An 11,857-nucleotide genomic window follows, 5' to 3' on the forward strand; every position below is an offset into this window, starting at 1 on the left:
ATGCAAGCATATGACGTGCAAAGCCGTCAGGCGCTCTTTGTGCGGTGTTGCCCAAGGCAATACCGCCAAAAATAAAGGAGAACAAGAACAATGCGTATGGTCATTCAGCGTGTGAAACACGCAAGCGTTACGGTGGACGGCGAGATCACCGGGAAGATCGGACAGGGATTTCTGGTACTGCTGGGAATCGGCCCCGATGACAACGAGCTGATCATGGAGAAAATGGCAGATAAGATGATGCGTCTGCGGATCTTTTCCGACGAAAACGATAAGATCAACCTTTCCCTCCAGGATGTGGGTGGCGGACTGCTTCTGGTATCCCAGTTCACCCTGTATGCCGACTGCCGTAAGGGAAACCGTCCCAGTTTTGTCCAGGCAGCACCGCCGGCGCAGGCAGAGGCACTGTACGAAGCCTGCAAGGCATATTGCAAAAAGACCGTTCCCGTGGTGGAATCGGGTATTTTCGGCGCAGATATGCAGGTGGAGCTTTGCAATGACGGTCCCTTTACGGTAGTGCTGGACTCTGCGGAACTGGGGATGCATTCCTGATAAGCAGGGTTATCGAAGCGCAGTGCTGCCTTTATACGATTGGATTTCAGCTGGATTTTAACGTCTGCACGCAGGATTTTCACGTAATTTCCATAAAAACATGTGATAATTGGAGCATAGAAAAAAGATGGAAACACGCCAGGGAATTGGGTACACTATAAGGCAACACCGCACAAAGAGCGTCTGACGGCTTTGCACGGTATTGCCATAAAAAAGAGGAGTTTTGCACATGATGAAAAACAACTTTGGGGTACCGGATAAGAAAGGTAGCGTGCGGACAATGCAAAAGAAAATTTTCTCCTGGGCAATGTGCATGGCAACTGCTGCAATGCTGGCTTGTACCGGATGCGCACAGAACGATACGGAGACAGCGGAAAGTATCGTGACACAATCTGCCGCTGAGGAAAATGCAGAGAATACGACAGAGGAAAGTGCCGATGTTATCAGCGGCGAACCGCTTTCCGCAGTGCAGTCAGGGAGTATGGGCGTGACTGCCGATGAGGACGACCTTTGCGGTACGTATGACAGCTTCGATGGGGAGATTACCCTGAAAGACGGTGCCACAGCTGTTTCCGGCAGCAATGCAGATGCGGTTACAGTGGACGGCGATCAGATCAGCATCACCGCCGGCGGAACATACCGCCTTACCGGAATGCTCACCAATGGTCAGGTGCTGGTGACTGGTGCGGAAAAGGTAAAACTCTATCTGGACGGCGTGAAGATCACCAACGCCGCCGGTCCAGCGCTGGTATGCATCAATGAGAAGCGCACCATTGTTTCTCTGGCAGCGGATACGGAAAATATTCTGGCGGACAGCGCTGCAAATGCCGCATACCTCATTGGTTCTCAGGAAATCGACCCCTGCGCTTTGTATGCACAGGATAAGCTTACCATCAACGGCGCCGGGTCACTCACGGTCAGCGGCAACAGCGCAGATGGTCTGATCTGTAAGGATGATCTGAAGCTGGTAAGCGGTAAAATTTCAGTGGACGCTGTGGAAAACGGTGTAAAAGGCAAGGATTGCGTGGCAATGTTCGGGGCTGAGCTGGATATCACTGCCGGAAATGACGGCATCAAATCCACTGAGACTGCGGATACCACAAAGGGCTTTCTTCAGCTGGAACAGGGCAATGTCTCTGTGCAGGCTGGGGGCGATTGTCTCCAGGCAGAAACTCTGGTGTGGATTCAGGACGGCACCTATGTTCTCACCAGCAGCGGTACGGCTGTAAATGGAGAGACCGGTGAGGCGAACAGTGCAAAGGGTGTGCATTGCAGCGGTGATGTGGAGATCACCGGCGGCACGGTTTCCATAGATGCGCCTGAGGACGGGGTACACTGTGCAGGTGTTTTTGATATGCAGGATGGTACAGTAGATGTGACCAGTTCCCAGGATGGCATTCAGGCAGACAGCGATCTGCTGCTCTCCGGCGGCACAGTCAGTGTTGTCACCACTGGTGAAGTGGCTGCATCGGCACAAGATGATTTCGGCGGCGGTATGCACGGCGGTTTTGGCGGACAGATGCCGGACGGAGAAATGCCTCAGATGCCAGGCGGGCAGAGACCCGATGGAGCTGCGCCGGAAATGCCAGGGGGACAAGTGCCTGCCGGCGAAAATGGTGATGCAGCGCAGACTGTCTATGGTCTGGTGCAGGCGGTGAACTGGAATGCTGACACCCTGACAGATACGGCAGATATTGCGGATACCACAGCAACAGAAAATGCCACCAGCAAGGGCATCAAATGCGGCGGCAATCTGACCCTCAGCGGCGGCAGCTGTACTATTGTTTCCACAGACCACGCAATTCATGCCACAGGAACAGCCCTGTTTGACGGCGCAGATCTGGATATCACCTCGGATAACAAGGGTATCAGCGTTCACGGCGATCTGACGATCTCTGACGGCAATATCACCATACAGCAGTGCACGGAAGGCATCGAATCCAAGGCGAATATGACCATCAGCGGCGGCAATGTCCGTATTCTGAACGCTTCTGACGATGGTCTGAACACCGGTGGTACTGGAGAGAGCCATGCCATGACCATTTCCGGCGGCTATCTGTATGTCTGTGCCGATGGGGATGGTCTGGACTCCAACGGCACCTGGGATATGACCGGCGGCACGGTGATCGTATGCGGTCCCATCAGCGGCGGAGACGGCTCCATGGATGCCAACGGTACTGCGACATACAGTGGCGGCACGCTACTGGCACTGTCCAGTCGGGGTATGATGGAATATCCCGAAAGCGGCTGTCTCGTTGCCACCAATTGCAGCGCTTCTGCCGGGGATTCCATTTGTATTGTGGGTGAGGACGGAACTGTACTTGCTGCAGTGACAACGCCCAAGGAAGTTTCGGATGTGATTTTCGGCATTGGCGATGCGTCCGCAGAGGCGTTCACCATTGTGGTGGGCGGCACCTATAACGGTACATACAACGAGGACGGCTTCGGTCAGGGCGGCACTGTCACCGGCGGTACAGAAGTGACAGCAAATGGCGGCTCCGGCAGTATGCAGGGTGGTATGCAGCCGGGCGGCGGTATGCGTGGCGGCGGACGTCAGGGTGATTTCGGCGGCAAGATGCAGCCGGATAACGGGACGCTGCAATAATTTGACAACTCGAAGTAGTCTTCTTGGATAGATGAAATGCGTACGGGTGAAATAGCCTGTGCGCATTTTGTCGTATGGTATTTTTGAGAATGGAGAAGAAATTGTATCGATGCAATGGAAACTATTATTCTCTTTTGGTCATGCTTTTCCCTTGTTCGGCATATACATGTGACAAAACACTGTAGAAAGAGGGAATCTCTATGCCCGGTCTAACCTCCAAACAGGCGCAGGAACGGCTGCGCCGGGATGGTGAAAATGAGCTTGCCGCCGCTGCAAAACTGCACCCCCTGCGGATGTTCCTCGGTCAGTTCCGTGATGTCATGGTCATGATCCTGCTGGCAGCCACCGCAGTTTCTGCCTTTCTCGGGGAACTCACGGACGCTGTCACCATTATCCTCATTGTGCTATTGAATGCGATCCTGGGCTTTTTGCAGGAATTCCGCACGGAGCAAACCCTGGAATCCCTCCGGAATCTCACGGCGCCCACTGCTGCTGTCTGTCGTGACGGAAAATGGCAGACCATTCCGGCACGGGAACTGGTCTGCGGTGATGCCATTCGTCTGGAAGCCGGTGACAATGTTCCGGCGGATGCCGCACTGACCAGTGCCGCCGGGCTCGCTGTGAACGAATCCATACTCACTGGCGAATCCGAAGGGGTCTCTAAACAGGCAGGCAGTCCCGATGATACCCGGAACGACCTACACAAGAAAAATATTGTCTATGCCGGCACAGCGGTACTCCGGGGCAGCGCTGAAGCTACAGTCATTGCCACGGGTATACGCACCCAGATGGGGCAGATCTCCACCATGCTCCAGGACGTCCAGCAGGAAATGACACCTCTGCAAAAACGCCTTGCCGGTCTGGGAAAGGTAGTGGCATTACTCTGTCTGGGTGTCTGCGCTGCCGTATTTCTCGCCGGGGTGCTTCGTGGTGAGCCGGTATTTGATATGCTCATGACAGGTATTACCATTGCCATTGCAGCCATTCCCGAGGGACTTCCGGCAACTGTGACCATTGCTCTGGCACTGGCAGTCAGCCGGATGATGAAGCGTGGTGCACTGGTAAATCGTCTCCATAGTGTGGAGACCCTGGGCTGTGCCAGCGTCATCTGCTCCGATAAGACCGGAACGATTACGGAAAACCGCATGACTGTGACCCATGTCATTGCCGGCGGTGAGGAATTTTCCGTCACAGGAACGGGTCTCCAGATGGCAGGGGCAATTTTGCAGGAAGGCCATGGGGTAAACCCGGCTTCGAAGCCGGCACTACGGGAACTGTTCACCTGCGGTGCATTGTGCAGTACAGCGGAAATTCACAGCGAAGCTCCACAAAAATCCCAGCGCAACCGCAGCGCACGTACAGACCGTGGCACCTGGAGTGCCACAGGAGATCCCACTGAGGTGGCATTGCTGGTAGCGGCGGAAAAGGGCGGTATTTCCCGGAAACAGCTGCTGCGTACTCATCCGGTGCAGCATATGGAGCCTTTCGACAGTGAAACACGCCGCATGTCCGTGACAGTCTCCGACGGCGCAGGAACCTGTACATATTGGAAAGGTGCGGCGGATTGTATTCTTCCATTGTGCAGCTTTCAGATGGAAGGCGGCAGGGTTGTACCCCTGACAGAGTCGGAAAAGGCTGTGATCCGCCGACAGGTGCTGGCGCTGTCTGATCAGGCACTCCGGGTACTTGCCTTTGCGAAACAGGACGGCTCCACCTGCATTTATCTGGGGCTTGCAGGTATGTTGGATCCTCCCAGAGAAGCCGCACGGACTGCTATCCGCACCTGTGCACGGGCGCAGATCCGCACGGTCATGATTACCGGCGATCACAAAAATACAGCTACGGCAATTGCAAAACAGGCGGGGCTTCTCCGGGGAAAAAAGGCGATGACCGGGGAAGAACTGGACGCTCTGACCGATGCCCAGCTGGATACCTGTCTCGATCAGTATGCCGTATTTGCCCGGGTGAATCCGGCGCATAAGCTGCGGCTGGTGCGTGCCTATCGCCGCCGGGGTGAAATTGTTGCCATGACCGGTGACGGCGTGAACGATGCGCCGGCAATCAAAGAGGCAGATGTGGGCGTGGCAATGGGGCAGAGCGGTACGGATGTGACACGTCAGGCGGCAGATGTGGTGCTTACGGATGATAACCTTGCCACGCTGGTGGATGCCGTGGAGCAGGGACGATGTGTCTATGCCAATATCCGAAAGTTCGTGCGGTATCTGCTATCCTGCAATATCGGCGAAGTACTCACCATGTTTCTGGGAATCCTTATGGGAATGCCTGTGGTGCTGCTGCCCACCCAGCTGCTTCTGGTGAATCTGGTGACAGATGGTCTGCCGGCGATTGCGCTGGGTCTGGAGCCGCCGGAACCGGAGGCGATGCAAAAACCGCCCAGAAAGCCGGATGAAAGTTTTTTCTCTGATGGACTTATGGGACGTATCTTTTTCCGGGGCATTCTCATTGGCATCGGTACATTGGGATCCTTTTCCGTTGTAGCACGCATGGGCGGCACGCTGGAGGCGGCACGGACGGCGGCGTTGTGTACGCTGATCCTGTCCCAGCTGGTACATGTGTTTGAGTGTAAATCGGAACGGCGCACTTTGTTTTCCATGCATTACGGCAATAACCTGTGGTTGGTGGGGGCTGTGCTGGTATCTCTGGCGGTGCTGGCTGCGGCAATTTATGTGCCCATGCTCCGGGTGATTTTTTCCACAGTGCTCCTGACAGGACAGCAGCTGGGGATTGCCGCTGGATTTTCTCTGGCAGTGCCCCTGTGCAGTTCTATATTCGGGCTATTTACAGGCAAACGGAAGAAGAGGGAGTGATGAATGCATAATTGTGGTATCGCCTTGGGTGATGGATTGCTTTACCACTTTCAAGAATCTTGTTAGGCAACCTTTTTGACAACAGATAGAAAATATTTTTAGATATTACAGAATACTGCAAATGACATTCTACCCCACGCAAATCAAATTTTAAATTATATGCTGTAAAATGAATCATTTTATGTAGGGGCGAACATTGTTCGCCCGCCAAGAATCCAGGCAAACCGCAACGGGCGACCAATGGTCGCCCCTACAATAATTCATATTTTACAAAAATTGATTTGTGTGTTCTACCGCAAAAACATCTTGACACCGACCTTTTCCCTATGTTATAATAAAACCGGACAGGGGAAGGCACCCATTACAAAAAACAGCGTCCGATACTAATACGAATCCCTCAAACTCCAATAGATAAACTTGCGGCATAAATTTCGCCATTCGTTGTCGAATATCCTCGATGGGCGAAAGCCCATCTTGCGGTATTCTCCTAGACTGTCAAAATTTCTGCTCGCAATTTTATCTATTTCCATTTAAGGAATTCGTATAAAAAAGGAATCATCCTGTTATGAAATGTATGACTGTCATTGATTTGCAGGGAAATGTATACGAACCGACCTATCCGAAACGGGCAAAAGGTCTTGTGAAAAAGGGAAGGGCACGGTTTGTGGATGAGAATACCATCTGTCTGACGTGCCCGCCCGGTGAACGGGAGGAAACCGTTATGATGTCTAACAGCGAAACAAAAGCGCCCATGAATCTGACAGCGGCGCAGATTTTCGAGGAACTGAAACAGATCCGGGAGGATACTTCCTATATTACCCTTGCCATGGAAAAGCTGGAAAAGGTGCCCACAGCGCCGGCTTCGGAGAATGAAGCCTGCGTGGAAAAGATCGCCGCCATCCAGAAGATCGTGCAGGAACGGGAAGAGACCAACCAGGCACTCATCCGTCTCTATGAAAAAATGTATGACGATGTGTACTACACCGCAGAACAGGAGGCAGATGCCGGTGCATAAGCCGGAACTGTACTTATCATGAACCAAAAAACCGCTCTGTAATTCCCATTTTATCGGAATACAGAGCGGTTTTTGCTTATTTATGATTACTTAATAGCCGTTTCCAGCGCCAGATGCATCATGTCGGTGAAGGATGTCTGCCGTTCTTCCGCAGTGGTGGCTTCGCCCCGGAGAGGACAGTCGGACACGGTGACAATACAGAGCGCCTGCTTTCCGGCAGCGGCGGCATTCATATATAATGCGGCGGCTTCCATTTCTGTGGCGAGAACGCCCATTTTTGCCCACTGGGGCAGAGGACTCGGCTCGTTGTAGAAAACATCAGTGGAGAGCAGATTCCCCACATGAACAGGAATATTCAGCTTTTTTGCCGCATCCGCAGCCAACGACAGCAGTGCATAGGATGCAATGGGGGCATATGTGCCGGGGAGATGATACTGTGCGGCGTAGTTGGAATCGGTACATGCTGCCTGTCCCAGTACCACGTCCCGGAGCTGGATGTGGTCTGCCACACCTCCGGCAGTGCCTACACGGAGAATGCGTTCCACATCATATTCGTGGTACAGCTCGTAGGAATAAATGCCGATGGACGGCATGCCCATGCCGCTGCCTTGGACGGAAATGGGTACGCCGTGATAAGTTCCCGTGTAGCCATACATGCCTCGGACCGTGTTGTAACAGATGGCATTTTCCAGAAAATGCTCCGCAATGAATTTTGCCCGGAGCGGATCCCCCGGCATGAGAACGGTTTTTGCGATATCGCCTTTTGCGGCGGCGTTGTGTGGTGTTGCCATAAGAAAGACCTCCTTATTTTCTTCGTTTCAGCTGTGCCAGAGTCTGTGTCACAGCACTGAAATTGTACAGCATCATGAATACAAATCCTACAGTCAGGATAAGGATCCACATGGGCGGCTCTTCTACCACCACAATGCCCAGCAGGAACAGTGCAGCTGTGTTTGCGGCAAATTTGGCGTGGTTCACCGGGAAAGGCACATACTTCCGGGCATCCACAATGCGGATGCAGTAGCAGACGAAATAGCTGACAAAGGTGGCAATTGCCGCACCCATAATGCCCCACAGGTGGATCAGGATGATGTTCAGCACAATGTTCACTGCTGCCGCCACAAGGCTTGTCCAGAAGGAATGGGTGGTGTGCTGGGTGGCAGAGTAGACGCTGCTGAGGAACTGGTTGAAGCACATCATGAGTACGCCGACGATGAGCACCGGTGTGTACCGATATGCTGTAGCGTATTCGGGGTAGGTATCGGAGTTAATGAGGATGTTGGAGAGGATTTGTACAAAGACGATCAGACCGGCGCTGGCAATGAACATAAAGGACTGGTATGCGTCAAATACCCGATGGTAAAACCGGCTTCGGTCACGGGAATCATTTTCTTCAATGGCGGACATATTCCACGCCTGAAAGAAAATCGTAGAAATGGTGGAAATCAGGTTCGGGATCTTAGTGGAAACGCCATAGATACCGGCGGCAGTTTCGCCCACCAGACCATCCGGTCCGGACATGTATCGGATGAATAGCCGGTCGGAGAAGCCGGTGACCAGCCACAGCAGCGCCGACGGAATCAGGGGTATGGAAAACCGCAGCATGGTGTGCAGCATGTTCCGGTCCATATAGCGGGGACGGAAGAATTTTTGCAGTCCTGCCACTGCCCACAGGAAAATACCCGACAGTAGGTCGGACAGAATGACAGAGATCATAAAGCCGGTGACGCCCAGGTGGAATCCCGCAATGAATGTCACGTTGAAGATAAACAGGGTCAGGGTGGCAAGAATACCATCCATAGCAAAGAGCTTCACCAGACCACGTGCCCGGACAAACTGGGAGGCGATCTGCCGGAATCCTGAGGTGATACAGTAGATCACCAGCAGAATGACATACCCTTCTGTATAGGGCAGCAGATTCAGCAAAGGAGACAGCAAGATGAGAATGCCGATGCCGAACAGCTCTGTGATACAGGCGGAAGTAAAGACTTTCCGGTTGTCAAAGTTCTTGTCGATGCCGTAACGAATGACGGCGTCTGCAATGGAAAATGTAATAATGGGGATCAGGAAATTCGCCGTCAGTTCCAGCAGCTCCTTGGTGCTGTTGTCGCCCGGATTGATATTTCCCGTATAAAGCCGGGTTAGCAGCAGGAGCAGGATCTTGGAACCAAAGGAACCAATGGCAAAAACCAGAGTGTTGGAAACGAGCTTTTTGTATTTGTTCATGAAAGACCACCTTATGTTTTTTGCAGTTGATACGAATCTAATTTGAAATCAGGCGTTGGAAATTCGGAATATCTGTTTTTTATGTATCGCCGCAGGCGATACCGCCATTCCTGATTCCACATTCTTTAGGCAACACCGCACAAAGACCGCCTATCGGCTTTGCACGTCATATGCTTGCATATTTTCCGTCATATTTTACAAAAATGCTCGTGAATACACAAAGTATTCACTGCGCTTTTTGTTTCATATGACGAAAAATCTGACGGCGCATCTAACGCGCAATCTTTGTGCGGTATTGCCTTTATAAATGTATTATAACATAAAATTTCCGAAAAGAAAACGTTTTTTTTTGAAAGTCCTGAAGAATGCAAAAAATGTAAAAACCGCACAAAATATGAAATTTACTTTTGTGCAATCATACAAAACGAAAAAATTTTTTTGGAGGATGCAACATTTCGGTGCCCTCGATTGTATCCATTATGAAGGGATTTTTCCAGGCTGTGAAGAACGGCTTGCGGAATCCACATGGAATATGCCATAATATCCGGCTGTGGGGACAGCAGAAGGGACAGCATCGTGCATGGTGCTGGCTGTCACCGCCAAGGCTTCAGAAGGGATGCGCTCGCCAGCGCAGAAGTCGGACACCGGATATAGTCTGGAATATGCCATGCGGATTCTGCCGAAAGGGTTATTATTTGTTTTTTCCATTTCCTCCGATTGCTGTGCCCGAAGTCGTTTGCTGCGGCTTCGGTGCTATGGCAGCTTATGAATCTGTGAAAGCAGATCTTCGGGCAATATGCCGGGGTATAGGGATATCCTTTGGAATATTGTCAAGGCAATATCGTTCAATCTGATTATTTTTACAGATTGACATAATATATACATATCATGTTGATAAAAATGCGGTATACTAAAAGGGTACGTTTAAAAATCCTAGGGAAGTTTGACGAATGTCATCGGTTCCTAAAAAGTGCCCAAAAGAGGGGAACGGTTTCTGGCGAAAAAGAACGCAGAACCGGAAAGTTGTACCGGAATGAGCTTTCGGGCGAGTTTTGTTGGAAAGCGATAGGAGGCGTTTTCATGCCGCAGGACATGACAGCATTTGCGCAGTTCTATGCACGGCATGTAGATACGGTATATCGTGTTTGTTACATACGGATGAAAAACCAGATGGATGCGGAGGATCTGACCCAGGAAACATTTGTGCGTGCCATGGATCAGCCCCAGCTCTGGGCGGATGAGAAACACGCAAGGGCGTGGCTCATCGTCACAGCTTCGAATCTCTGTAAAAATGCGCTGCGGCACTGGTCGCATTCCAAGCGTGAGGAGGTCGAGGACTGGGAGGCTGCCATGGGGACATCAGAACCGCCGGATCAGGATTCTGCCGTATTGTCGGCAGTGATGGATTTGCCGGATCAATATAAAACAGTCGTGTATTTATTTTATTATGAAGGGTATTCCGGGGCAGAGATTGCCGGGATGCTGGGAAAAAAAGAGGCAACAGTCCGTTCGCTGCTCCATCGCAGCAGAAAGCTGTTGTCCAAGTCGCTGGGAGGTGAGCTGGATGCCGAATCATGAAGAACAAATGGAACGCCTGCTGCAGCAGGCGCTGGAGCAGATTAAGCCGGACGAAGCGGCAAAGGATCGGATGTATCTGGAGATCATGCGGCGTGCTGCATCACAGGAAACGGTGAAAAAACGCCCATGGTATCTCCGCTGGCAGACTTCTGCCGGAATTTGTACCGCAGCGTTGATGTGTGTCGTTGTTGCGGCGGCATCGCTGCATGGAAGAATGCCTCAGGGCGGAACGGAACAGCTCCAGGTAGTAACGCCGGATGCGGTGACAACCGCCGCAGTTTCCGAGGAAGCTACTTCTGGGACGGTATTGGAGGACCAGACGGAACTCCGGACAGAGACAGTGACTGCGGCGCATTCGGATACAGAAGCGGTGCAGACGCAGACAGCAGCTTCGGGCGCAGCGTATGCGGAGACAGAATCGGCAGCAGTGTTAGAAGGAAATCAGCCGGCAGTGACCGGTCAGGTTTCCGGACAGGTGCACCGTCAGACTACAACAGTCCCTGTGGCAGCGACAACAGCAGCACAAACAGAGGCACCGGCGTCAGAGACAACGGCAAAGTCCGGGGTGACAACTGCACCGGGTCAGGAACTGTCCACAGATCCTGCGGCAACGACTGCGCCGACAGAGAGCAATGACATGCCGGAAACACATACGGATATTCCCATCCGCCAGAATATTTATCTGTACTATAAGCTCACCTGGGACGGCGTTCGCTATGATACCCAGTATGCGGAGACCGCAGGAAAGGGACTGGAATATCTGGGCTATGGCGTGACCAGCGGCGCGGAAACAGACGGAACATATACGGTTCTGATCTACGCCATGGAGGGTGTTGACCCGGCACAGCAGCTTGCAGTACAGTATGCCGGTGAGGATGCCTATTATATTTTTACTGCCGCGCAGTAACGGCGCAGTGGTTCTTATGCATTTGCCAAATAGGGGAAAATGAAAAAATGACAACTGGTAATCGACGTCACAATCTGCCGTGGCGTCGATTTTTTGGCGATTATGACATGAAAGGTTGATTTGCGGAATGGACTTTGCACAGTTTCCGC

At 52.1% G+C, this 11,857-nt stretch carries 9 protein-coding genes; 6 read left to right on the forward strand and 3 right to left on the reverse strand.

Annotation, left to right across the window (positions count from 1 at the left end):
- Nucleotides 1-90 precede the first annotated feature (90 nt).
- The 4 genes from dtd to Q0418_RS07920 all read left to right on the forward strand — a co-directional run bounded on the left by dtd (nt 91) and on the right by Q0418_RS07920 (nt 6,997).
- Nucleotides 91-549, forward strand: coding sequence for a D-aminoacyl-tRNA deacylase (dtd, locus tag Q0418_RS07905; protein WP_298483598.1), 459 nt, complete (start codon nt 91-93; stop codon nt 547-549).
- 229 nt (nt 550-778) lie between these two features.
- The gene (locus Q0418_RS07910; protein ID WP_298483599.1) at nt 779-3,154 is read left to right on the forward strand and encodes a carbohydrate-binding domain-containing protein; all 2,376 of its coding nucleotides are present in this window, start codon (nt 779-781) and stop codon (nt 3,152-3,154) included.
- Between the two features lie 200 nt (nt 3,155-3,354).
- Complete coding sequence (locus tag Q0418_RS07915) at nt 3,355-5,982, forward strand: cation-translocating P-type ATPase (RefSeq protein WP_298483600.1); 2,628 nt, start codon at nt 3,355-3,357, stop codon at nt 5,980-5,982.
- 565 nt (nt 5,983-6,547) lie between these two features.
- Nucleotides 6,548-6,997 (forward strand): hypothetical protein, encoded by a 450-nt coding sequence (locus Q0418_RS07920; protein WP_298483601.1) that lies wholly within the window; start codon nt 6,548-6,550, stop codon nt 6,995-6,997.
- Nucleotides 6,998-7,083: 86 nt separating this feature from the next.
- Here Q0418_RS07920 and deoD read toward each other — a convergent pair whose 3' ends face one another.
- The 3 genes from deoD to Q0418_RS07935 all read right to left on the reverse strand — a co-directional run bounded on the left by deoD (nt 7,084) and on the right by Q0418_RS07935 (nt 9,931).
- Nucleotides 7,084-7,788 (reverse strand): purine-nucleoside phosphorylase, encoded by a 705-nt coding sequence (gene deoD / locus Q0418_RS07925; RefSeq protein ID WP_298483602.1) that lies wholly within the window; start codon nt 7,786-7,788, stop codon nt 7,084-7,086.
- Between the two features lie 13 nt (nt 7,789-7,801).
- Nucleotides 7,802-9,223 (reverse strand): lipopolysaccharide biosynthesis protein, encoded by a 1,422-nt coding sequence (locus Q0418_RS07930; RefSeq protein ID WP_298483603.1) that lies wholly within the window; start codon nt 9,221-9,223, stop codon nt 7,802-7,804.
- Between the two features lie 477 nt (nt 9,224-9,700).
- Nucleotides 9,701-9,931 carry a hypothetical protein gene (locus Q0418_RS07935; RefSeq protein ID WP_298483604.1) on the reverse strand — a complete coding sequence of 77 codons (231 nt, stop codon included), beginning with the start codon at nt 9,929-9,931 and terminating at the stop codon, nt 9,701-9,703.
- Between the two features lie 372 nt (nt 9,932-10,303).
- On the opposite strand from Q0418_RS07935, the gene Q0418_RS07940 reads away from it, so the two are divergent.
- Together Q0418_RS07940 and Q0418_RS07945 are read left to right on the forward strand one after the other, a co-directional pair.
- A complete protein-coding gene (locus Q0418_RS07940; RefSeq protein ID WP_298483605.1) occupies nt 10,304-10,801 on the forward strand; it encodes an RNA polymerase sigma factor in 498 nt (165 codons plus the stop codon).
- Nucleotides 10,788-11,708: a hypothetical protein gene (locus tag Q0418_RS07945; protein ID WP_298483606.1), complete on the forward strand. Its 921-nt coding sequence runs from the start codon at nt 10,788-10,790 to the stop codon at nt 11,706-11,708. Before Q0418_RS07940 ends, Q0418_RS07945 begins: the two co-directional genes overlap by 14 nt.
- The last annotated feature ends 149 nt before the right edge of the window (nt 11,709-11,857 follow it).

It is taken from the genome of uncultured Ruminococcus sp., from assembly GCF_937915125.1.
Lineage (GTDB): Bacteria > Bacillota > Clostridia > Oscillospirales > Ruminococcaceae > Ruminococcus_C.

Bases quoted from the DNA above. Each gene is read 5' to 3' on its own strand.
- Q0418_RS07935 (WP_298483604.1), bottom strand. From the start codon at position 9,931: ATGGAAAAAACAAATAATAACCCTTTCGGCAGAATCCGCATGGCATAT.
- Q0418_RS07910 (WP_298483599.1), top strand. From the start codon at position 779: ATGATGAAAAACAACTTTGGGGTACCGGATAAGAAAGGTAGCGTGCGG.
- Q0418_RS07940 (WP_298483605.1), top strand. From the start codon at position 10,304: ATGCCGCAGGACATGACAGCATTTGCGCAGTTCTATGCACGGCATGTA.
- deoD (WP_298483602.1), bottom strand. From the start codon at position 7,788: ATGGCAACACCACACAACGCCGCCGCAAAAGGCGATATCGCAAAAACC.
- dtd (WP_298483598.1), top strand. From the start codon at position 91: ATGCGTATGGTCATTCAGCGTGTGAAACACGCAAGCGTTACGGTGGAC.
- Q0418_RS07920 (WP_298483601.1), top strand. From the start codon at position 6,548: ATGAAATGTATGACTGTCATTGATTTGCAGGGAAATGTATACGAACCG.
- Q0418_RS07930 (WP_298483603.1), bottom strand. From the start codon at position 9,223: ATGAACAAATACAAAAAGCTCGTTTCCAACACTCTGGTTTTTGCCATT.
- Q0418_RS07915 (WP_298483600.1), top strand. From the start codon at position 3,355: ATGCCCGGTCTAACCTCCAAACAGGCGCAGGAACGGCTGCGCCGGGAT.
- Q0418_RS07945 (WP_298483606.1), top strand. From the start codon at position 10,788: ATGCCGAATCATGAAGAACAAATGGAACGCCTGCTGCAGCAGGCGCTG.